Genomic DNA, 21034 nt, shown 5'->3' on the forward strand with positions numbered 1-21034 from the left:
GATGGCCATGGCGATAGTCGAGATCATCAACTAAATCAGCGAGGATGTCAACTGTCGATGACATAGACTTTCCCCATGCCGACCGATGATCAGGGGCTCGCGCCCGCTTTCGCACGGCTGCACCGCGAGATCAGCGCCCTCTACACCTCGATCGCGCGACGCCTCGAATTGACAAGTCAGCAAGCCGAATTGCTGTGCCTGCTCGGCGCCGACCGGCCGCCGTCCTTCGGCGAGCTGGCCGCGACGCTCGGTTGTGACAAGACCAATGTGACCGGCATGGTCGACCGGCTGGAGCGGCGAGGGCTACTCGTCCGGGAGACCGACCCGGGAGACCGCCGCGTGACTCGCGCCGTTCCCACCGAACAGGGCTCGGCGGTGCGACACAAGTTCCGCGCGGAGCTGGAGCACGAGCTGGCCCGCAGGCTTCCCGGCATCGACCGAACTCGATTGATCGGCCTCGTAACCGCGACGGCGACAGCCTTGGCCGAACATCGGTGAAAATCTAACGTCGCTGAAACCGACAGCACGCATAGGCTCTACCTACTGTTTTGGTTATGCGAACTAACTTTTGCGCAGCATTGCGGCACCCGTCGTTCGAGTAGTTCGCTACTCGTGTGCGGGCACGACTGTGACCAGAGAATGGCGATAGCTGGTGCGACAGCGCCGTCGACGCCACGCTCACCTCGATCACGGAGCCACCATGCCTGCCAAAAAGAATTCACCAGCCCGCCGGACGAACACCCGAAACGACGACCTTCTCGCCGCACTGCGCAAATTCATCCGCAGCAAGGGCGAGAACTTCCTCGAAGACCCCAATATCTCCTCGATCGGCATCGGCCACAAGCAAGTCGACGGAAAATCGACCGGCGAGATCGCGGTGCAGTTCACCGTGCACGAGAAGGTGTCCGAACCGGAGGCGCTGGAAGCGCTTGGCACGTCGGCGATTCCGGAGACCGTCACCGTCGACGGGATCGAGGTACCGACCGACGTGCTACAGCGCACGTTCGAGCCGGCCTTCCGGCTGGTCACCGAAGCGGCCGCGCCCGAGCGCAAGTCGCGCCTCGACCCGATCGTGCCGGGAATCAGCGTTGCCCACCCGAGCACTACGGCGGGGACGATCGGTTGCGTCGTCTACGACCGGGACGACGGAACACCGTATGTGCTGAGCAATTGGCACGTCCTGAACACCGCGGCGGGCAATCTCGGCGACGACGTCGTGCAGCCGGGCCCGCGTGACGACAACCGGGTCGACCGCAACCGGCTCGGCAAGCTGATCCGATCCCATCTCGGCACGGCGGGCGACTGCGCCGTCGCCGACATCGAGAACCGGCGGTTCAGCGCCGCGATCATGGGCCTGGACGTCGTCCCGGACCGCCTCGGCGAACCCGAGCTGGGCGACAAGGTGATCAAGAGCGGCCGGACCACCCAGGTCACCCACGGCAGGGTGCGGCGCGTCGACGTGGTCGCCAAGATCGACTATCACGGCGTTGGCACGAGAAGCATCGGCGGCTTCGAGATCGGGCCCGACCCGGACCATCCCGCGGTCGACGGCGAGATCAGCAGCGGCGGCGACTCCGGATCGGCGTGGATTTTCGAGCTCCCCGACGGCAAGACCAGCACCGTGCTGGCCGGATTGCATTTCGCAGGCGAGACGGGCGCGGACACCGACGAGCACGCGCTGGCCTGCCTGCCGCAATCGGTGTTCGAGAAGCTCGGCATCACCTTGACCCCGCCGGCCGCGGAGGAAGCCGCGGCCGTCGCAGGATACGACCCGAATTTCCTCGCGTCGCCGATTCCGGTCCCCGAGGTGGACGCCGAGGTCCGCCCCGACGTGGCGACCACCCTGGACGGCGCCGATGTCCTGCACTACACGCATTTCTCCCTCGCGATGCGCCGCTCGCGCCGCTTCGCCATCTGGGTGGCCTGGAATATCGACGGCGGCTCGATCAAGAAGCTGTCGCGGAAGAAGATCGACTTCGTCAAGGACGCGCGGCTCGACGCGGACGCCCAGGTCGGCAACGAGTTGTACCGCGACAACCGGCTCGATCGCGGCCACCTCGCCCGCCGCGCGGACCTGCTGTGGGGCAGCCTGCCCGAGGCCAAGAAGGCCAACGAGGATTCGTTCTTCTACACCAACATCACCCCGCAGATGGACGACTTCAACCAGAGCATGCGCGATGGGGTCTGGGGGCGGCTCGAGGACGCCGTCTTCGCCGACGTCACCGTCGACGACCTCAAGGTCAGCGCGTTCGGCGGCCCGGTCTTCACCGACGACGACCAGGAATTCCGGCAGGTCAGGATTCCGCGCGAGTTCTGGAAGGTCATCGCGTTCCGGGAGAACGGCGAACTGAAGGCCCGGGGCTTCCTGCTGAGCCAGAACCTGGACCAGCTGGAAGTGCTCGATCTCGACGAGTTCCGCGTCTTCCAGCTGCCGCTGACCGAGATCGAGCAGCGAGCCCGCTTCCACTTCCCGCAAGCGCTGCGGGACGCGGATCTGCAACTGGCGCCGGAGGAAGTGGCCGCCCCCTTGAACTCGGTCGCGGATATCCAATGGTGAAGCGGAGCGACCTATACGGCGCGTGATTTCGGGGGCGCGGTATATCCCTCGGCGAATTCGATGAAGTTCTGCACGACGTTCTCGGCCTCCCGCCGGACGCTGCGCTTGAGGAGTAGTCCGGGCAGCAAGAGCGAGGATTGCAGCTCGGTGTGATACCAGACCTGCGATCCCGCGCCGTCCTCGGCGACTTCGAACCAGCCACCGCCGCCGACGCCGACACAGCTGTCCACGACCTGCCACGACACTCGGTCCGCGGTCCAGTCGTATTCCAGCACCTGGAGATCGGACTTGCCGAGCGGAGTCTCCGCGGTGACGTAGACCCGCTGCGGACGACCGGATTCACCGCGGGTGGCCACGCGCGCATCCGAATGCGTCGACCATTCGGGAAGCAATTCGATCGCGGCGACCGCATCGAACACCCGGGTGGGATCGACGCCGACGGTGAAATGGATATCGGTTTTTACGCGCATAACTCCTCCACCCCCGGGATCAACCCGGCCGATTCTGCCCGTGCCGCTTCCCATCCGTCAATACGCGTTCGACTCGCAACCATCATTCCCCCGCAAAGAGCGATGTCAGAGCCAAAAATAAGTCGCCAGCTACCCGTTGGCTATTCTCGATTCCAATTGTTACCGGCGAGTATAAAAGTGGGATCGCAAGAGTTTCGCCGCGGTGCTCGTGTGCGATATGCCGATCCAACCGTGGCGAGGGTGTTCATTCTGTCCGTGAGCGGTATTCATGCCACCGGCCCGTCGCGGCCCACACGGCCTACTTCGTGTTCTTTCGCATGGGCTCGAACCACCCCACCGCCGGTGACGAGGACGACGCCGGAAATACGCTGCGCGCCTTGGCCACAGCGCGCCTCGTCATGGGCATGCCCGCCCTGGCCGACAACCGATACGGCCAGGGCTGACGGACCGGCCGTGCAGGCGCGTTCCCACGCGCTCGGCCGACAGTTCTACCGTGCCGTCTCCGTCCAGGTGACCGGCAGTTCGTGGACGCCGTAGATATTCATGTCGGTCCGGAGTTTCACCGCACCGGCGGGGATGGCGAGCTCGAGCGTCGGGAAGCGGCGCAGCAGTCCGGCGAAACCGGCGCGCATCTCGATGCGGGCCAGTTGCTGGCCGAGGCATTGGTGGACGCCGTGGCCGAAGGACAGGTGGCCGCGGGCCTTGCGGTGCAGGTCCAGGGTGTCGGGATGGTCGAAACGCTGGGGGTCGTGGTTGGCGGCCAGCAGCGAGACGACCACGGTGGAACCCTTGCCGATCGTTTCACCGCCGAGTTCGATGTCGTCGGTGGCGTAGCGATAGAAGATGTCGGCGACCGACAGGTACCGCATGAGTTCCTCGACGGCGTCGGGAAGCAGATCCGGGTCGGCGCGCAGTTCGGCCAGTTGTTCGGGGTGCTCCAGCAGCGCGAAGGTGCCGAGCGCGAGCATGTTCGCGGTGGTCTCGTGGCCCGCGAGCAGCAACAGGAAGGCGATGCCGGTCAGCTCCTCGATGGTGAGGTCGTCGTGGCGGGCCAGGTCGGACAGTATGTCCTCGCCGGGTTCGGCGCGCTTGCGTGTGACCAGTTCGGCCAGGTACGTCGCCATCGCGCCGTACGCCGCCATCTTCTCCTCGAGCGATTGGTCCTTGACCAAGAACTTTGCGGAGTTGACCTGGAAGGTCTCGCGGTCCGCGTAGGGCACGCCGAGCAGCTCGCAGATCACCAGCGAAGGCACCGGCAGCGCGAACTCCTCGACCAGGTCGACCGGCGGGGTCAGCCGCGCCATCTGGTCCAATTGCCGCTCGGCGATGTCGATGATGTGCTCCTCGAGCTGCCTCATCCGTTTGACGGTGAACGCGCCGGTCAGCTTCCGCCGCAGCCGGGTGTGGTCCGGCGGGTCCATGGCGATGAACAAGCCCGGCACCTGCGGTGACGGTTCGGTGGCGACGGGCATGCCGGGTGTCTCGTACGGCACGTGGACGATGCCGATGTCCTGGCGGGAGCTGAACCGGGTGTCGGCCATGAGCCGGCGAACCGCGTCGTAGCCGGTGACGAGCCAGCCCTCGTGACCGTCGGGGAAGATCAGGGGGCTGACCGGGCGAGCTTCGCGCAGCCGGGTGATCTCGCGGGGTGGGTCGAAGGGTCCCGCGTCGCGCTCCAGGGGGAGGCCGTGCGGGATGGGGGCCGTCTGACTCATCGAATTTCCTCTCGCGGCGATTGTCGAACGATGGTGATCGCGCCGGACGGGCACAACTGGGCCGCCTCGCGGACGGCCTGCTCCCACTCGGGCGCGGGTGTGAGGTTCAGCGGCGCCACCCGGCCGTCCTCCGGGTCCTGGTCGAATACTCCAGGGGCGGTCAGTGCGCACATGCCGGCGCTGACGCAGCGCTCACGGTCCACTCTGAGTTCCACCGGCTACCCCTTTTCCCAGGTGACCGGGAGAGAGCGCACACCGTGGGCAAGTGCACTGGTGCACAGCGGCGTCCGGAACACCTTCCTCAGCCCTGTCATTGCTGAACTGTTCACAGGAGAACTGTCGCCCGACTGGCTGACACCGACCTGATACCGGCCTGACACGCAGCCGATACGGCGTTCGCCCTGGTCGACGCGCGCCGCCTCCGCGCAGAGCCGATCAGATCGCGTATGCGCCTGCTCTCCGGCAAGCCGACATCTCGGCACGCTGCGGCCGACCGGTGTCGGTCGCCGCCATCGGAGCGGTTATCACCCCGGGGACGGGCGGCCCGGTTCACCGCCGAGGGTCCACGGCAGAATGGGCCGGTGCAGATCGGGATGCTTGGACCGCTCGAGATCCGACTAGACGACGGCGGATTGATCGAGGTACCGGGCGCTCGGTTGCGGGCGCTGTTGATCGCGCTCGCGCTCGAACCAGGTCGCGTAGTCCCGAAAGCGACGCTGGTCGACTGGATTTGGGGTGAGCAACCGCCCGCCGACGCGGCGAACGCCTTGCAGGCACTGGTCTCCCGGCTGCGCAGGGTGCTGCCGGACGGGGCGCTCGACGGGCAGGCGGGCGGATACCGGCTGACGGTGGAACCCCACGCCGTCGACGCCCTGCGGTTCGAACGGCTTCTCGACCAGGCCCGCGGCGGTGACGACGCGCGACAGGCCCAGCTCCTGCACGAGGCCGTCGAGCTGTGGCGCGGTGCGCCGATGCAGGACGTCGGAATACCGGACAGCGAGGCTTTCGACGCGGTGGTCACCCGGCTGGAGGGGCTGCGCCTCGCCGCCATGGAGGATCGGTACGAAGCGGAGGTCCGCCTCGGCCGGGGTACGGAGCTGATCACCGAGCTGACCGAGCTGGTGGCCCGGCACCCGGTGCGGGAACGGCTCGTCGCCGCGCTGATGCGCGCGCTCGGCGCCGCGGGTCGCGGCGCCGAGGCGCTGATCGCGTACCAGCGCGCACGGGAGGCACTCGCCGACACGCTGGGCGTCGATCCGTCGCCGGAACTCTCCGCATTACACGTGGCGCTCCTGCGCGGCGAAGTGCGAACGGAGGAGAACCACCGCAACACGAACCTGCGGGCCGAGTTGACCGAATTCGTCGGCAGATACGCCGATATCGCCGCCGTGCGCGAACTCATCGCGAACCATCGGCTCACCACGTTGACCGGTCCTGGCGGCTCGGGCAAGACCAGGTTGGCCCTCGAAACCGCGCGAACCATGCTCGACGACCTGCCCGACGGGGCCTGGCTGGTGGAACTGGCGTCCGTCGGCGCGAGTGGCGACATGGCGCAATCCGCCCTCGCCGCGCTCGGACTCCGCGACGCGCTGCTCGGCGGCGCACCGAACGCGGAACCGATGGACCGGCTCGTCGCGGCGATCCGCGAGCGCGAAACGCTGTTGATCCTGGACAACTGTGAGCACGTGATCGAGTCCGCGGCGGCGTTCGCCCACCGGCTGCTCGGAGAGTGCGGGCGGCTGCGGATCCTCGCTACCAGCCGCGAACCGCTCGGCATCATGGGCGAGGCGTTATGGCAGGTCGAGCCGTTGGCGTTGCCCGCGCAGGACGCGGATCCCGGCGAGATCGAGTCATCCCCGGCGGTGCAGCTGTTGCGGGACAGGGCAGGTGCGGTGCGTCAGGATCTCGCGGCCGATGCTCCCACCTTGTCGACCATGGCGCGCGTCTGCCGGGCCCTCGACGGAATCCCCCTGGCGATCGAACTGGCCGCGGCCAGACTGCGCACCATGTCCCTCGACCAGCTCGCCCACCGCCTCGACGATCGATTCCGTCTGCTGACCGGCGGCAGCCGCACCGCGATTCCGCAGCACCGGACGTTGCGAGCGGTAGTCGACTGGAGCTGGGAGCTGCTCACCGACTCCGAACGGATGGTTCTGCGCAGGCTCGCGGTGTTCTCCGGCGGCGCGAGCCTGGAGGCGGCCGAGCAGGTCTGCGCGGGGCCCGAAGCCCAGGGCGAGGAGAGCATGGCGGTCGAGCGGTGGGAGGTGCTCGAGCTGCTGACCGCGCTGACCGAGAAATCGCTGCTGCGTACCGTGGAGGACAGCGGGCCGCGCTTCCGGATGCTGGACACGATCAAGCAGTACGCCCGGGACCGGCTCGAGGAGTCGGGCGAATCGGATTCGGCGCGCCGAGCGCATCTCGCGTACTTCACCGAACTCGCCGACATCGCGGAGCCGCACCTGCGCCGCGCCGAGCAATTGGAGTGGCTCGCCACGCTCGAGGTCGAACACGACAACATCGCCGTCGCGATGCGTGGCGCGCTCGCGGCCGCGGACGCGACCGGGGCGATGCGGCTCGCGGCGGCCGCGGGCTGGTACTGGTGGCTCGGCGGCCACAAGGCCGAGGGCATGGAGCTGATCACCGCGGCTGCCGACACGTCCGGCGAGGTGGACGACGAGATCAGGGCCAGGGTGTACGGGCTGGTCGTGCACTTCATGAGCTCCGGGCCGAGTGACGAGCACCAAGTGGAGGAATGGATCCACAAGGCATACCTGTTCAGCCGACGCAGTCGGGGGCGATACCCGCTGCTGGCGTTCGTCGCAGCGCTGGAACGCATGTTGCAGGGGCCGGACGCGTTGCTGCCCGCGTTCGAACCGCTGCTCACCGATGACGACCCTTGGGTGCGGGCGCTGGCCCGGCTCCAGCTCGGCAAGGCGCGGATCGCGCTGGGACAGCAGGGGCGGGAGGCGGACGAGTATCTGGAGACGGCGCTCGCCGAGTTCCGGACCATCGGCGAGCGCTGGGGGATCTCGTTCGCTCTGACCGAACTGGCGAATCGAATCGCCATGCGCGGTGAGTTCGCCGGTGCGTGCGAGCATCTCGACCAGGCGATCGCGGTGGTCACCGAGGTCGGCGCGATCGAGGACGTTTTCTTGATGCGGGCGCGGCAGGCTCAGCTGTACTGGCTGCTGGGCGATGCGGAGGCGAGTGCGGCCGCCATGGCCGAGGCGCAGCGGCACGCGGATCGCTCCGCTTGGCCGAACGCACTGGCCGAACTCGCCCTGACCAGGGCGGAGCTGGCTCGTTGGAGCGACGACACCGAGCAGGCGTACCGGCAGATCGATCTCGCGACAACCCTCCTCGGCAGCGATGCCGAGCAGCGCTACGTCAGGGCGCGGACCCACAACCTGCTCGGCTACCTCGCCGACGGGCTCGATGAAGCCCGCGAACACCACGACGCGGCCTTCCAGGCGGCATCCGATGCGGGATACGCGCCTTTGACCGCTCAGGTGCTCGTCGGGATCGCCGACCTGGCGCAACGCGCCGACCACGATGAGCAGGCCGTCCGGCTGCTCGCGGCGAGTGCCGCAGTGCGCGGCCTGTCCGACCGTTCCCAACCGGATGTGGAACGGATCGAGCAGACAGCACGACGTCGCCTCGGCGAAGTGCGGTTCACCGAGGCGACGAAGGAGGGTGCGCAGGCGAGCTGGCGTGAACTGGTCGCCACTGCGCTCGCTTGCTGAACATGGCGAAAACAGTTGTGCGACACCGACCTGGTGTCGCACACCTGTTGGACAATGTGCGCGGGACGGGGTGGCGGGAGCGCAGTATCAGGCGGCCGTGGCGTGCTGGATGACAATGTTGCCGTAGGAGTTGCGCGCGTACACCCGCACGATGTCCTCCTCGCCCTGCGACCGGTCGACCGGTTGCATCCGGTTGCGCACGGTCCCGTGCTGGGCGTTGGTTTCCAGCTGCACCGCGCTACTCGGGCTGATTCCGACCTGGAGCTCGCCCATGGACGTTTCCAGCCGGAGCACGCCGCGCGACGCCTCACCGATACGGATGTCGCCTTTGGCGGTTTTCGCGGTTACCGAATCACGCGGGCGCTCGACGGTGATGTCGCCCGCGGATATCTCCAGGTCGCATTCGCCGAGTTCGCCTGCGCCCAGCAATCGGCCCACCGCGGCGGTGCCCTTCAGCTGGGAGCCGGTGGGTACCTCGATGGTCAGCTCGATCGACGGGTTGCCGCCGAACGGGGTGTAGGTCCGCCAGTCTTTCGGCGTTCGCACGGTCAAAGTGCCTGCGGTTAATTCGATCTGGGTTTGCGCGGCGGCGCGCACGTCACCCTTTTTGGACGCGTCGGCCGGACGGACCTCCACGACGGTGTCGATACGGTCCGAGGCGATCACCGTGACCGCACCGGAGAGCACGTCGATCGTGACGGCGATCGGTTCCGGGGTCTCGAACGTCGGCATGGCTGTCTCCTGTGTGTGAATTGGTTGGTGTGTGAAATGGGCGGCTGGTCGCGACTACACGCGCTTGTTGAAAGTGGCGCGCGACCACAGGTATCCGACGACGGCGAATCCGGCGCACCAGGCGAGCGCGGCGGCCGTGTCGCCACCTGAGGGGTGTCCGGCGAGAAACCCGCGCAACGCTTCGATGATCGGCGTGAAAGGTTGGTATTGCGCGAACTGCCGGATACCCTGCCCCATCTGGTCGGCGGGCACGATCGCGCTGCTCACGAACGGCAGCATGATCAGCGGCACCACGGTCATGCCCGCGGACTCCGGAGTCTTCGCGGCCATTCCCAGTGCGACCGTGAGCCAGGCGGCCGCGAACGACGTCGCCGCCATGATGCCGATCGCGCCCAGCCAGTCGAGTGCGGTCGCGGGCGGCCGGAACCCCAGCGCGAAGGCCACACCTATGACGGCCGCGATGGCCACCACATTGGTCAGTACGGTGGCCGCGACGTGGCCGGTCAGTACGGCGCCACGAGAGACGCTCATGACCTTGAACCTGTTGATGACGCCTTTCGCCATATCGGAGCTCACCGATACCGCGGTGCCCGACAACCCGTAGCTGATGGCCAGCAGGATCATGCCCGGTGTCGCGTAGTCGATGTACTGTTCGCCGACATCGAACGCGTTGCCGAACACGTACACGAAGATCAGCATCATCACGACCGGCATCATGGCCGCGTTGAAGATCGTGACCGGTGTCCGGGCGATGTGCTTGAAGTTGCGGCGCAGCATGATCGACGAATCGGCCAGCGGCGCGGAAATGGTGCTCATGGTGCGACAGCCTCCTTGGTGGCGTGACCGGTCAGGGCGAAGAAGACATCGTCGAGGTCAGGGGTGTGGACGGAGACCTCCTCGGCGTCGACCGAGTGTTCGGCGAGCCGATTCAGCAGGTCCCGCAGTGCTTTCGTCCCGCCGTCGCCGGGGACCCGCAGGGTCAGGGCCTCGTCGTCGCGGGTGGCCCCCGGCAGGATCCGCGCCGCCGCATCGAGCTGCGTGACGTCGGTGAATCGGAGCCGGATGTGGCTGCCGGGCACCCGGCGCTTGAGGTCGTCAGGTGTACCTTCGCCGACTATGCGGCCCTGGTCGAGCACCGCGATCCGGTCGGCCAGCTGATCGGCTTCCTCGAGGTACTGAGTGGTCAGGAAGATCGTCACACCGTCGTTCGTCAATTCCCGGACGATCTCCCACATGGTGCGCCGGCTGCGCGGATCCAATCCCGTTGTCGGCTCGTCCAGGAAGACGATGTCCGGCTTGGTGACCAGCGTCATCGCCAGATCCAATTTCCGGCGCATACCCCCGGAATAGGTCGACGCCTGCTTTCGCGCCGACTCCGCCAAATCGAACCGTTCGAGCAATTCGGTGATCACCCGCTTGCTCTCGTGGGCCCGCAGATGGTGCAGATCCGCCATCAGCCGCAGGTTCTCCTCCCCCGTCAGCAGATCGTCCACCGCCGCGAACTGACCGGTGACCCCGATCGACGCGCGCACCGCCTCGGCATCGGTCGCGATGTCGTGCCCGGCGACCCGCGCCGTGCCGCCATCGGCTTTCGACAGCGTGGTCAGCACGTTCACCGTGGTCGTCTTACCCGCCCCGTTCGGGCCGAGCAGAGAGAAGATCGTGCCCGCGCCGATATCCAAGTCGATACCATCGAGGATCGTCTTGTCCCCGTATGTCTTTCGCAGCCCGGAAGCCGCAATCGCTGAACTATTCACAGGGATACTGTCGCGAGCCCCGCTGATACCGCCCTGACACTGGCCTGACACGTCCGCTGACACGGCATTCGGCCTGGTCAGCGCCGCATCCGACGAGCAGATGTCCGTGCACGTGCAGATCGTCTTCGCCGACGGAGGTTCGGAAGCGGCAGCCCTCCATCGGTGGTGACGACCTGCCGTCGTCAATCGCTGGTCGGGATCGTCGTTTCCGCGGGTGTGCCGAACCATAACGACAGCGCTGATCGCAGGCCATGCTCGGCGGTGTCGGCGGGTTCGTCGATGGTCGCGGCCCAGGCGATGTGGCCGTCCGGGCGGATCAGGAGGGCATCGGCTTCGCGGTTCTCGGCTTTGGCGGAGCGGATGTCGATGCGGTGCCGCCAGTCTCGGGCGGTATCACGCAGGTCCGCGCGGTCGGCGAGGTCGAGCAGGACGGGCCGTGCGGCGTGCATGACTTCGGCGACGCTGGTCGTCCCGTCGTCGGTGTGCAGGGTGAGGTCGGGCGCGAAGGTTCCGGTCGAGATGTGGTTGTTGGGATCGGGCAGTCGATAGCGGATATCGGCGCCGGCGATGAGGGCCGCCATGCGCCGCAGGGGCGGTTCGTCGGTGAGAAGTTCCTGGAAGACCGCCCGCAGTGCTTCGGAGGCCGGGTCGTGCCCGCGCCGCAGCGCGACCTGTGCCCGGGTGTGCAGCATGGTGCGCTCCCCGGCGAGATGGCGTTCCTCGTGATAAGTGTCCAGCAGGCCGGCCGGCGCCCACCCGTTGACCTCGGCGGCCAGCTTCCAGGCCAGGTTGACCGCATCCAGCATTCCGGCGTTGAGTGCCACGCCCGTGGCGGGAAACAGATGGGCCGCGTCACCGGCGAGCAGGACCCGGCCCGCGCGATAGCGTTCGGCGTGGCGGGCCTTGAAGGTGAATCGCGACAGCCGGAATGTCTCCGCCACAGGCAGATCCACTCCCAGCACGCGACGGATGCTGTCGCGCAACTCTGCCACGGTCATCGGCACGTCATCGTCGTATTCGACGGTCTCGTCCTCGATCGTGTAGACGGACAGCGCCTCCGAGGCGGGTGACACACCCATCCCGAACAGACCGCGATCCGTCCGCGTGAAACCCGCACGGATGGCGTCGAACCCGGGAACCTCGAGGTCGCCGTTGTCGAGCCGGGTCACCGAATCGGGCACGGTGATCTGGGCCAGCCGATTCACCTCCGGATATACGGTGCCGGGGAACGGAATGCCGGCCAGGTCACGAACCCGGCTGCGCGCACCGTCGCAGCCCACCAGATAGCGGGCGGTCACCCGGTACGGCCCGACCGGCCCGTTGACCTCCGCGGTGACCGCGTCGGCGTCCTGCCGCACATCGAGCACCTGGTGTCCGCGACGGATATCGACGCCGAGTTCGCCGACGTATTCGCCGAGTAGTCGCTCCAGCTGCTGTTGCGGCAGCGGCAGCGCATGCATCGGGGACTCGTCCAGCTGGGTGAGGTCCACGTGCACACCGCCGAACGGGAACCGGGGAGCCGGAATCGGATCGGTGCAGGCCGCTTCGAACCGATCCAGCAAGCCCCGGTAGCGCAACAACTCCAGGATCTGCCCGCCGAGACCACCGGCCTTCGGGGTGTCCCGCGGCTGCGACTGCCGCTCCAGCACCAGCGGCCGCACTCCGGCCGAGCGCAGCTCGGCGGCCAGCATCAGGCCGGTCGGGCCCGCGCCCACGATGATCACGTCGGTATGCATTGCTACTCCCATCCCAGCCGATTCCGGCCGCGGCAAACGATTTCGGACAGCCCAGGTCGCCGATCGGGCGCTACCGCGCCCCGTACCTGCCGTGCCGGGGCCACCCGCCCTTGGAATTGGTGACCGCGCGCGGAGGCACGGGGCGAGTCACGAAGCGCTGCTGGTTGGTCTTGGTCGGGAAGGTGCTGCGTTGCTTTCGCATATCGGTTCCGCCTTTTCGAATACTCATGTGAAGCCACGGGATGCCGGAACTCCGGCGGGTCTGGCGCCGGATCAGGCGCGGTCGAACCAGGTGACCTGCGCGCCGGTGCTGAACTCTTGGCGCTGGGTGACCTTGAATCGCGTCGGCTCGAAATTGCCCGTGAATGCCCTGACGCCGTCGCCCGCGATCACGGGGTAGCTCTTGATGATCAGCTGGTCGACCTCGCCGAGGAGCTGTCCGGCCAGATTGCCGCCGCCGCAGAGCCAAATATCCAGGCCCGCTTCCTTCTTCAGTTGCCGGACCAGCTCGACCGGATCGGCGTCGACGACCTCCACCTGCGGGTTGTCCACCGGCGCGAGGGTGCTCGAGAAGACGTACTGCCTCAAGTGGTTGTACGGGCTGGTGCAGCCGATGGCGAGGCCCGGTTCGTAGGTGCCGCGACCCATGACCAGGGTGTCCAGGGTCTTGTTCGGCGTGTCGAGGGGCATGCCGACGGACTCGCGCAGAGGCGTCGGCACCGTCTCCGGATAGCGCTCGTTGATCCACGCCGTCATGTCCTCACACATCGGATAGAAGTCGAATTCCCCCTGCGGCCCCGCGATGTAGCCGTCGAGGGAGACCGCCACGTAGTAGACAAGCTTTCGCATCTTAACCGCCTCAACTGTAGTACTCTGTGCGAAGTGATTTGAACCGTAGTACTACAGATGGAGTGGTGTCAAGTGGTGCGCACGAATCCGGAACGCAGGCAGGCCCTGCTGGATGCGTCAATCGAGGTCCTGGCCCGCGAAGGGGCACGTGGCCTGACCTTCAGGGCGGTCGATCAGGAGGCGGGAGTGCCCGCCGGAACCGCCTCCAATTACTTCCCCAACCGGGACGCACTGCTCGTCCAGGTCGGACACCGCTATTACGAGCGGCTGATCCCCAGCGACGCCGCCATGGCGAAATCCCGCGGACCGCAGACCCGCGAGTCCATGACCGAACTCATGACCGAGGTGGTCGACCGGGTCTCCCATTTCCGCACCGGCTATCTCGCGATCCTCGAACTGCGACTGGAGGCCACCCGGCGGCCCGAACTGCAGGCGCTGCTCACCGAGCGGGTACGCGCGGATCTCGACTTCAATATCAGCAACTATCGGGAGTCGGAGCTGCCCGGCGACGAGGACGCCGTTGTGCTGCTCTACCTCGCCCTGAACTGGCTCATCCTCGAACGACTCACCCTGCCCGGCATTTTCGACGAGCAGCGGGCCGCCGAACTGGTGCGGACGATCGTGGACCGGGCAATACCCGCCCAGGTCAGGTAAACCGGAACGATCCATCAATTGTTCGAACCGACGCTCTCCGAGAGGAAGTCAGGCATGACGAGACCGTTTCGATTCGGGGTCGTCGCCCCGCTCAGGACCGACCTGCCGACGTGGCGAGATCGCGTGCGCCGCATCGCCGACAGCGGCTACTCGACGCTGCTGGTGCCCGACTTCCCGCAGACGCAACCGGCGCCCGGCCCCATGCTGGCCACCGCCGCGGCCCTGACCGACCTGCGCGTGGGCACCTGGGTGTACGCCTCTCCGCTACGCCCGCCTTGGCTGACGGCGTGGGAAGCGCACTCGCTGTCGCTACTCACCGACGGACGCTTCGAGATGGGCATCGGCACCGGCAGACCGGGAATCGAGGACGAACTCCGCGACAAGGGACTGTCCGTCGTGCCACCGAACGAGCGGCTGGCGCAGGTGCGTGAGACCGTCGAAACGCTGCGCGAACTCGACGGCCCCGACCTGCACACGCCCGTGGCGATGGCCGTACTGGGTCCACAGGCCCGGTCGTTGGCGGCGGAGGTCGCGGACACGGTCACGTTCGCGCTGGGGGCTCAGCCTCGGGGTGAGGTCGAGCGGCTGGCACGCGACTTCCGCACCATCGGGAACGTCGAGCTCGCGCTCGCCGTGCCGGTCATCGGCGACACTGTCGCGCCGCACATGGCGCCACCCGACACCGACCCTGCCGCGCTTCGCGCGGCGGACGCACTGGCCGTACTTCCGGATGATCCGGCGGCCGCCGCCGAGGAAATCCGGCGGCGACGGGAGGAGATCGGCTTCTCCTACTTCGTCTTCGGCGCCGACTTCGCCGACCGGTTCGCTCCGATCGTCGCCGAGCTCGCCGGACGGTAGCCGAGCAAAAGGTCATGCCCACCGCCGACTACGCGGCACCATGGCATGGCGTCGATGTCGGTGGACCGCGGGTTCACCATGTCGTTGCGGCCCGGTACGGACCCGTCGACCGGGCCTGATCGGCGAATCCTGAGGTGGCTGGCGCGGCGCTAACTCGGAGGGACGGCGATGCGTGCCCGAGCCGCAGTTGGCAGCCGATCACCGAAGTCGGAACTGTGATGCGGATGTCGTACTCTATCCACTTCAAAGGACCCACGGCGGTGGCGTAGATGCTCGACGCTCGCGCCATTTCCCCCCGTTCCCGATGAGCTTTGATTATCGCGGCGATACTGGTGATCAGCGCGCCGACCAAGGCGGACTCGGTGGATGGCTCGTGAACCTCCCTGCACAGCTGCGCCAGGACGAACGCTACCTTCTCCAGATCCGGCGCGGGCGGTCGGAAGATGTGCGGGCGCGCGCGGCTTCCGGCCGCGAGTGCGGACCTTCCGACTTCGTGCGCGGCAACGGCGAACGGTCCGCGCGCGTCCGGCTCGACCCGCCACGACCACATCGCCAGCACACCGGATACCTGGCTTGCCGCCCACCGCCATACCGCGCGCTCATTGCTCGGAACACGCGCCAATATCTCGTTGAAGCTCCGGACATCAGCCAGCGCGTATGCCCACAACTCGGTGCCATCCCACAGCACCGTTTCCCTGGCCGACCGCGTGACCGAACGCGGAAGTTTCCACTCGGTCTGCGCGTCCGCCACCGCATGCGCGTCAGGTTCCCACCCATCCCGCAAGTCGGGCAAGCTCAGGCCTGCACCGACCTCGAGGTCGGTGATCGCCGGACCGAGGCGTGCACTGTGGGCGTCCCGCCATTGGGCGATGTAGCCCGCGACATAGCCGTCGACGACACTGACTCGGGGCCGCAGGACGGTCCCGGTCGCCCGCATCCGGCGTATCCATTCGACCTCCGAGCGGCTGACCGCGGCCGCAGCGCGGAGCGTGCGCCGCAGCATCCGATAGTCCGAGCCGTCGCCGTCTTCCAGCCGCTCGATTCCCGACAGCATCTGCTGCTCGAAACTCGCACCAGGCCCACGCAGCCCCGGCGTCACCGACCGATACAGGCAAAGGTCACAACCGCTCAATGCGACATCCGATCAGTCGACGAACCGACGACCACCCTCGGCCGATGGGAGTGAATCTCGGCCTCGTCAACCGCCGCGTCAGCTGGCGACGCACTCACCGTCCTTGGATGGCCCCACTGAGCACACCGAGTTCCTGCCATACAACCGACCCCTTCGACATCCGGGTGTTCGCACGAGTAGACGATCACCGAAAAGGAAGGTCAGACGTTAGATAGATGAAGCACAAACGGCTTGGATAAATGTTCTGGCGTCGATTACATCAAGAACACCAGCCAGACCGATGGGAACATATGTTCGACTCGAGGTAAGGTGCCGGAGTATGCCGGACCACGAGCCCATCCCCTTCGCTGGAACGCAGATCGACCAGGTGCGCAGGCAGCTGCTGGATGCGGCCGCGTTCGGCAAGCATCTGCGACCCGAGCAGCTGGAGAACATGGCGGGCAGGCTGGCCGAGGGTTTGCGCGCTTACACCGAGGCCATCACGGCCGCGACCACACCCGCGGCCCCGCCCACCGACGGGCGCGCCTGCCTCGACTACCGCGGCCGTCTCCGATGACGGTCGGTGTCCGCGAATTCCGTATTCATCCCGAGCGCGGGACCGGGCGGATCCGGCGGCGGGCGGGGATGTCGGCGGTCCCCGCCCGGTCGGTAGGCCGGCTAGATCGGACGGAAGCCGGCTCCGGGACCACCGCGCGCGTCGACGTCGTCGATGATGGCGGTCATCTTCGTCCCGAGCTGAGGTCCGAGGCAGGGCACCGTCACGTATGCGTTCACCATGCTGACGAGTGTCGTTCCGACCACGACCGGCCCGCCGGAGTCACCAGGGACGACACATATCTGCGTCCAGGTCCACCCGGACTCCAGCACGTCTCCGTAGGTCAGTCCGCAGGTGTGGCCGGTGCTATAGCCTTCCTTGCACGCGATATCCGGGAACTGCGCCGGACCGCCCACCTGGGCGATCGTCGTGTTGCCGACGCGGCTCACCGGTACGACTTTGTCCGGTTCGAACACGATGACGGCGTAGTCCATGTCGTTGTTGGCCTGGACGATGGTGCCGACAACGCCGGCGTCGCGATCGGCCGCCGCGGCGACGGTGGTACCCGCACCACCGCAATGAGCCGCGGTGAATCCGACCAACCGGCCCGCGCCGTCGTGCCCGATCGTGGTGAGCGTACAGAGGCCCTGATCGTTGACGGCGATGCCGGAGCCGCCGCCCAGCACGACCGGAGCGGCGGCGCGCACCATGCCCGCGTGCGCCCCGATCAGCGTTGCGCATGCCGCGAACGCAGCAGCTGTTCCCGCAAGTTTCTCGAACATGCCGGATCCAATCGGTCGAAGGGGAAGATCGTCCCCCCATGCCGCGCGAACAGTACTGCTGTTTACTTGAAGAACTCGTAGACCAGGCATCCAGACGTCGTCACCAATCTTGCGGGATCGAGCCTGGTCGAGTGCGCCTCCTAGGTGACGAAACGCCGACGGTCACGCCACGATCTGGCGAGGGTGCGTGACGCGCGGCGTTCGTCGTTTCCTCAGCGATGCCGTCCAGCAGATCATGCGATGCAGATCGGGAAGACGAAGAGCAGCGGCGGGATGAAGCAGACCGGCCAGAAGAACGGAGCAAAGAACAAAACGGCGTCATCGGTCTGAACTTGCCCATGCTGGGAGACATCTACGGCTGCCGGAGGGGCAGGCACAGGCGCTACGTCCGGGGACCCGGTAGCAACACCCGAACCGAAAGCGATCATTGGCACACAGGCTGCCGCAGCTGCGGCTGCGATAATCTTGTTTTTGGTCATTGTGCTTCCTTCAACTGACGGTTGGGATGCCTTCGCCCGTTGAAGGCTCCCTCTTATGACCCCTCTAACTCTTCTCTCAGGAAGCTCGCAAGATCATCGTCCTACGGGTCGGAAAGACTCACCCCTCGGGGTGAAACCCGAGGCGAGCACGGGTTCGCGCACCGCGCCCGCGTCAATGGCCGAATCTCGTCGGCGAGTCGACTTCGCCGGCCCGATGCCCGCGAAAGACAGGTTCGAATTGCCCGGTCGGCAGCACCGAACCGGCCACGCCCGGAAAACCTCAGCGTCGAAACAGAGGCGTTTCCCTTGTCCCGCCGGATCACCTGCGGTTCCCGGTCTTCCGCGGTCGGGAGCAGGCGACCGCGCCCAGGGCAGGCCGGATGCCGTTGAGGCGGCGAGAATCTCGCTGAACCGGGTTTACGGCACAACGATTTTCGGCGCGGACGGCCGCCCGGTCGCTACTATCCAACCTACTGTTACCTGATCAACGAGGGGATGTTCGGTGCAGTCAGGCACAAACGGCTCGATCGGCGAGCGCCGCACAATCGCGATCGTCGGCGGGATACGCCCTTGCGGGGTGGAGGACCGTCCGTCGTGGACCGAGGACAACGGCGCCCGAGCCGCGCGGGAGGTCGGCGCCGAACTGGCAAGGGCAGGTTACGACCTCTTCGTCTATTCCAGCGCGCCGCGATTCGTCGAACGCGATGTGGTAGCCGGATACCTTTCCGTCGAGCCGTGCAGAGCCGGTTCCATCCATGTCCGGCCACCGTACGGATCTTCCGAAACCAGTTTCCCGCATCCACCACATAAGTCCGGCAGCTTCGAAATTCGTCATGAAGCGGAAGACGACTGGGAAGTCTCTTATTACCGTTCGCTGCGTGAAGCCGATGGTGTCGTACTCATCGGTGGCGGCCGCACCACATTGATCACCGCGATGGTGGCGATGGCGTTCGATATTCCCCTCGCGCCCGTCGCCGCTTTCGGTGGTGCCGCGCGTAAGGCATGGGTATCGATGGGACGCACCGGCAATCTCGTCACGCCGGAAGAGCTTTCGATCCTGGGCGGCGAGTGGAACGCCGGCGCCGCTGAGAATGTCGTCGCGATCCTGCGCACTCAGCAGGAACGCAAACAATCAGCGGAGACGATGCGGTCGCGCGCCGAGCGGCATGCCAAGTACAAGTCCGGAATCGGGCTGCTCTTCGGCGCGCTCTTGCTGATCGGCGGATTCGCGATGATCCCGCTGGTTTACGCGGTGGACGGCAACGCATCGCTCACCCTGGTCGGGCTGATCGCGGGCTCCCTGCTCGCGGCGACGTCAGGGGCGATAATCCGCACTGCCGTCGACCGCAGGGAGGACTGGGCGCGAAGTTCGGTATTGGGGATGTCGGCGGGTGCGATCGCGGTCCTCTTGTTCATCTCGGCACAACTGGCGACCTCGCCCGACCTGTTGACGGGCCCCGGCGCGCGACGGCTCCTGTTCTTCGTACTGTCCGTCGGTTTCATCGCGGGCTACACCTTCGACGCGGTGTACGCCAAGATCCGCCAACAGCAGGTCGTCGACACATCCGGCCTGCGTTCGGTCCTTCCCGAGCCGCAGGCGGATCAGAATGGCAACTGAGAAAGACTCTTCCAGCAGGCCGAACGTCTTTCTCAGTCACCGGTACCGATCACCCGATGTCAACCTGTTCTTCTGGCGAATCATCCGGAAGGTGCAACCGGTCGCCTTCCGCGTGGACGAAGGGCTGACCTTCACCAGCCCGACACGGCTGGAACGGATGATGCGAGACGCGGACGGGTTCGTGGGCATATACCCGCTACCAGGAGACGCGCAGACGGCGTGGGATCTGCGCACGCTCCAGCACGAAGCTCGGTACTTCCTGCTCGAGTTGAGCATCGCCGCACGCCTGCGGTATCCCAGCATCGTTTTCTGCGACCACCGGTACGGCGCCCTGTTCCGGTGCCCTCCGGAGATACGAGTCGTTGAGTACGACCCGCAGGAGATCACCGACGAACGCTATTCGCCGCTGATCGCGCGCGTCACCAAAGCATTCGAGACTTTCGCCAACGGTTTGCGGGCGCATATCTCCGCACGCGCCGGAACACGCTCGTACCGCCGAAGAGAAGTAGGCCTGCTGCTGAACCGGAGCACCAGGGCGGAGATCGGCGATGTGTTGGAAAGCAGCCTCGAGGAAGCGGTGTGGCAGCCGGTGAACCTGGCCTGGCCGCCTCGACTCGATTTGACGTTCGTCAGCCGGCTGCGCGAACTGGACTGGCTGGTAGTCGCACTCGACGACCCGGCGGCATATATCGCGGCGAGCTTTGCCGCAGGGCACGGCGTGCCTACGCTGCCCCTGTTGCACACGCCTGCCGATAGAGTGCCCGACCAACTCTCCGGAGCGTTGTTCGAGGATGTCCAGCCGCGCCACAGTAGGCGGGTGTTGTCCTGGCAGGGTCGCGACGACCTCGGAAGCTCTTTCGAGGAAACCCTCAATGTGATCGGGCATCAGCCCCGGCTTTTCCACGACGCCGATCAGGCCAGCCGATATTTCACCACGGCCGCGCTTCGCAAAGAAGTCGTATTTCTCAGCTACGCCAACGAGGACAGAGAAACGGCGGACCTGTTCAGCCGGGCCCTGCATGCCAGGTTCCAGGAAGTCTTCGACTATCGGAAGACCGGATCCATACGCACCGGACAGAACTGGCTGGACGAACTCATGGACAGCTTGGCGAAGACAGCGGTCGGCGTCCTGCTGCTCTCGCCCAGCTACGTCGCCAGCCCGTATTGCGTGACCGAGGCCCAACGCCTGTACCAGGCCAGCATCGAAGGCCGCGCGACACTGCTACCCGTCCGACTTCAGCATGTGGAGCTACCCGAGTTCCTCAAAGGGGTCCAGTACCGCAGGCTTCCCGGCAACACCGAGTCCGATGTCGAAGCGGCGGTGCAGGAACTGATCGAATTACTCGGCGATGCGGAGCTCGGCGAGCAATAGCATCTGCCCCACACCCGGCTGCGACACACTAGCTTCGTCGAATCG

At 66.5% G+C, this 21034-nt stretch carries 20 protein-coding genes; 9 read left to right on the forward strand and 11 right to left on the reverse strand.

Annotation, left to right across the window (positions count from 1 at the left end):
* Positions 1 to 75: 75 nt before the first annotated feature.
* Together ACL03I_RS15275 and ACL03I_RS15280 are read left to right on the forward strand one after the other, a co-directional pair.
* The gene (locus ACL03I_RS15275) at positions 76 to 498 is read left to right on the forward strand and encodes a MarR family winged helix-turn-helix transcriptional regulator (RefSeq protein ID WP_355072657.1); all 423 of its coding nucleotides are present in this window, start codon (positions 76 to 78) and stop codon (positions 496 to 498) included.
* A gap of 202 nt (positions 499 to 700) precedes the next feature.
* The gene (locus ACL03I_RS15280; RefSeq protein WP_412806253.1) at positions 701 to 2557 is read left to right on the forward strand and encodes a DNA/RNA non-specific endonuclease; all 1857 of its coding nucleotides are present in this window, start codon (positions 701 to 703) and stop codon (positions 2555 to 2557) included.
* A gap of 11 nt (positions 2558 to 2568) precedes the next feature.
* On the opposite strand, the gene ACL03I_RS15285 is transcribed toward ACL03I_RS15280, so the two are convergent.
* The gene (locus tag ACL03I_RS15285; RefSeq protein ID WP_412806254.1) at positions 2569 to 3027 is read right to left on the reverse strand and encodes an SRPBCC family protein; all 459 of its coding nucleotides are present in this window, start codon (positions 3025 to 3027) and stop codon (positions 2569 to 2571) included.
* Positions 3028 to 3344: 317 nt separating this feature from the next.
* Here ACL03I_RS15285 and ACL03I_RS15290 point away from each other — a divergent pair, with 317 nt between their 5' ends.
* Positions 3345 to 3470 (forward strand): hypothetical protein, encoded by a 126-nt coding sequence (locus ACL03I_RS15290; protein WP_412806255.1) that lies wholly within the window; start codon positions 3345 to 3347, stop codon positions 3468 to 3470.
* A 45-nt stretch (positions 3471 to 3515) separates the two neighbouring features.
* Here ACL03I_RS15290 and ACL03I_RS15295 read toward each other — a convergent pair whose 3' ends face one another.
* Both ACL03I_RS15295 and ACL03I_RS15300 read right to left on the reverse strand, forming a co-directional pair.
* Positions 3516 to 4742 carry a cytochrome P450 gene (locus tag ACL03I_RS15295; RefSeq protein ID WP_412806256.1) on the reverse strand — a complete coding sequence of 409 codons (1227 nt, stop codon included), beginning with the start codon at positions 4740 to 4742 and terminating at the stop codon, positions 3516 to 3518.
* A complete protein-coding gene (locus tag ACL03I_RS15300; protein ID WP_355072648.1) occupies positions 4739 to 4957 on the reverse strand; it encodes a ferredoxin in 219 nt (72 codons plus the stop codon). Before ACL03I_RS15300 ends, ACL03I_RS15295 begins: the two co-directional genes overlap by 4 nt.
* A 366-nt stretch (positions 4958 to 5323) precedes the next feature.
* Between ACL03I_RS15300 and ACL03I_RS15305 the strand changes: the two genes are divergently transcribed.
* Entirely contained in the window at positions 5324 to 8485 is a 3162-nt protein-coding gene (locus tag ACL03I_RS15305; RefSeq protein ID WP_355072646.1) for a BTAD domain-containing putative transcriptional regulator, read from the forward strand.
* 87 nt (positions 8486 to 8572) lie between these two features.
* Here ACL03I_RS15305 and ACL03I_RS15310 read toward each other — a convergent pair whose 3' ends face one another.
* The 5 genes from ACL03I_RS15310 to ACL03I_RS15330 form a co-directional block, all read right to left on the reverse strand.
* Positions 8573 to 9217: a DUF4097 family beta strand repeat-containing protein gene (locus ACL03I_RS15310; protein ID WP_412806257.1), complete on the reverse strand. Its 645-nt coding sequence runs from the start codon at positions 9215 to 9217 to the stop codon at positions 8573 to 8575.
* A 54-nt stretch (positions 9218 to 9271) separates the two neighbouring features.
* A complete protein-coding gene (locus tag ACL03I_RS15315) occupies positions 9272 to 10033 on the reverse strand; it encodes an ABC transporter permease (RefSeq protein WP_412806258.1) in 762 nt (253 codons plus the stop codon).
* Positions 10030 to 10974 carry an ATP-binding cassette domain-containing protein gene (locus tag ACL03I_RS15320; protein WP_412806259.1) on the reverse strand — a complete coding sequence of 315 codons (945 nt, stop codon included), beginning with the start codon at positions 10972 to 10974 and terminating at the stop codon, positions 10030 to 10032. Before ACL03I_RS15320 ends, ACL03I_RS15315 begins: the two co-directional genes overlap by 4 nt.
* Before the next feature lie 182 nt (positions 10975 to 11156).
* Complete coding sequence (locus ACL03I_RS15325; RefSeq protein WP_412806260.1) at positions 11157 to 12710, reverse strand: FAD-dependent monooxygenase; 1554 nt, start codon at positions 12708 to 12710, stop codon at positions 11157 to 11159.
* 273 nt (positions 12711 to 12983) lie between these two features.
* A complete protein-coding gene (locus ACL03I_RS15330; RefSeq protein ID WP_412806261.1) occupies positions 12984 to 13559 on the reverse strand; it encodes a dihydrofolate reductase family protein in 576 nt (191 codons plus the stop codon).
* Positions 13560 to 13631: 72 nt separating this feature from the next.
* Here ACL03I_RS15330 and ACL03I_RS15335 point away from each other — a divergent pair, with 72 nt between their 5' ends.
* Together ACL03I_RS15335 and ACL03I_RS15340 are read left to right on the forward strand one after the other, a co-directional pair.
* Positions 13632 to 14213: a TetR/AcrR family transcriptional regulator gene (locus ACL03I_RS15335; RefSeq protein ID WP_356964973.1), complete on the forward strand. Its 582-nt coding sequence runs from the start codon at positions 13632 to 13634 to the stop codon at positions 14211 to 14213.
* Between the two features lie 54 nt (positions 14214 to 14267).
* Positions 14268 to 15071 carry an LLM class flavin-dependent oxidoreductase gene (locus ACL03I_RS15340; protein WP_412806262.1) on the forward strand — a complete coding sequence of 268 codons (804 nt, stop codon included), beginning with the start codon at positions 14268 to 14270 and terminating at the stop codon, positions 15069 to 15071.
* A 73-nt stretch (positions 15072 to 15144) separates the two neighbouring features.
* On the opposite strand, the gene ACL03I_RS15345 is transcribed toward ACL03I_RS15340, so the two are convergent.
* The gene (locus ACL03I_RS15345) at positions 15145 to 16125 is read right to left on the reverse strand and encodes a hypothetical protein (protein WP_412806263.1); all 981 of its coding nucleotides are present in this window, start codon (positions 16123 to 16125) and stop codon (positions 15145 to 15147) included.
* A gap of 397 nt (positions 16126 to 16522) precedes the next feature.
* Here ACL03I_RS15345 and ACL03I_RS15350 point away from each other — a divergent pair, with 397 nt between their 5' ends.
* Entirely contained in the window at positions 16523 to 16759 is a 237-nt protein-coding gene (locus ACL03I_RS15350) for a DUF6374 family protein (RefSeq protein WP_355072629.1), read from the forward strand.
* Positions 16760 to 16860: 101 nt separating this feature from the next.
* Here ACL03I_RS15350 and ACL03I_RS15355 read toward each other — a convergent pair whose 3' ends face one another.
* Together ACL03I_RS15355 and ACL03I_RS15360 are read right to left on the reverse strand one after the other, a co-directional pair.
* Positions 16861 to 17520, reverse strand: coding sequence for a chymotrypsin family serine protease (locus ACL03I_RS15355; protein ID WP_397280659.1), 660 nt, complete (start codon positions 17518 to 17520; stop codon positions 16861 to 16863).
* Between the two features lie 233 nt (positions 17521 to 17753).
* Positions 17754 to 17999, reverse strand: coding sequence for a hypothetical protein (locus tag ACL03I_RS15360; protein WP_355072627.1), 246 nt, complete (start codon positions 17997 to 17999; stop codon positions 17754 to 17756).
* Positions 18000 to 18501: 502 nt separating this feature from the next.
* Between ACL03I_RS15360 and ACL03I_RS15365 the strand changes: the two genes are divergently transcribed.
* Positions 18502 to 19617, forward strand: a complete 1116-nt coding sequence (locus tag ACL03I_RS15365) for a hypothetical protein (RefSeq protein ID WP_355072625.1) — start codon at positions 18502 to 18504, stop codon at positions 19615 to 19617.
* Positions 19607 to 20989, forward strand: coding sequence for a toll/interleukin-1 receptor domain-containing protein (locus tag ACL03I_RS15370; protein WP_412806264.1), 1383 nt, complete (start codon positions 19607 to 19609; stop codon positions 20987 to 20989). The genes ACL03I_RS15365 and ACL03I_RS15370 overlap by 11 nt, the downstream gene beginning before the upstream one ends.
* Positions 20990 to 21034 lie beyond the last annotated feature (45 nt).

This window comes from Nocardia sichangensis (assembly GCF_047200615.1).
Lineage (GTDB): Bacteria > Actinomycetota > Actinomycetes > Mycobacteriales > Mycobacteriaceae > Nocardia > Nocardia sichangensis.

Coding starts and splice junctions, on each gene's coding strand:
- ACL03I_RS15290 (WP_412806255.1), top strand. CDS start 3,345: ATGGGCTCGAACCACCCCACCGCCGGTGACGAGGACGACGCCGGAAAT.
- ACL03I_RS15355 (WP_397280659.1), bottom strand. CDS start 17,520: ATGTTCGAGAAACTTGCGGGAACAGCTGCTGCGTTCGCGGCATGCGCA.
- ACL03I_RS15350 (WP_355072629.1), top strand. CDS start 16,523: ATGCCGGACCACGAGCCCATCCCCTTCGCTGGAACGCAGATCGACCAG.
- ACL03I_RS15330 (WP_412806261.1), bottom strand. CDS start 13,559: ATGCGAAAGCTTGTCTACTACGTGGCGGTCTCCCTCGACGGCTACATC.
- ACL03I_RS15345 (WP_412806263.1), bottom strand. CDS start 16,125: ATGCTGTCGGGAATCGAGCGGCTGGAAGACGGCGACGGCTCGGACTAT.
- ACL03I_RS15275 (WP_355072657.1), top strand. CDS start 76: ATGCCGACCGATGATCAGGGGCTCGCGCCCGCTTTCGCACGGCTGCAC.
- ACL03I_RS15325 (WP_412806260.1), bottom strand. CDS start 12,710: ATGCATACCGACGTGATCATCGTGGGCGCGGGCCCGACCGGCCTGATG.
- ACL03I_RS15340 (WP_412806262.1), top strand. CDS start 14,268: ATGACGAGACCGTTTCGATTCGGGGTCGTCGCCCCGCTCAGGACCGAC.
- ACL03I_RS15370 (WP_412806264.1), top strand. CDS start 19,607: ATGGCAACTGAGAAAGACTCTTCCAGCAGGCCGAACGTCTTTCTCAGT.
- ACL03I_RS15315 (WP_412806258.1), bottom strand. CDS start 10,033: ATGAGCACCATTTCCGCGCCGCTGGCCGATTCGTCGATCATGCTGCGC.
- ACL03I_RS15360 (WP_355072627.1), bottom strand. CDS start 17,999: ATGACCAAAAACAAGATTATCGCAGCCGCAGCTGCGGCAGCCTGTGTG.
- ACL03I_RS15285 (WP_412806254.1), bottom strand. CDS start 3,027: ATGCGCGTAAAAACCGATATCCATTTCACCGTCGGCGTCGATCCCACC.
- ACL03I_RS15295 (WP_412806256.1), bottom strand. CDS start 4,742: ATGAGTCAGACGGCCCCCATCCCGCACGGCCTCCCCCTGGAGCGCGAC.
- ACL03I_RS15280 (WP_412806253.1), top strand. CDS start 701: ATGCCTGCCAAAAAGAATTCACCAGCCCGCCGGACGAACACCCGAAAC.
- ACL03I_RS15310 (WP_412806257.1), bottom strand. CDS start 9,217: ATGCCGACGTTCGAGACCCCGGAACCGATCGCCGTCACGATCGACGTG.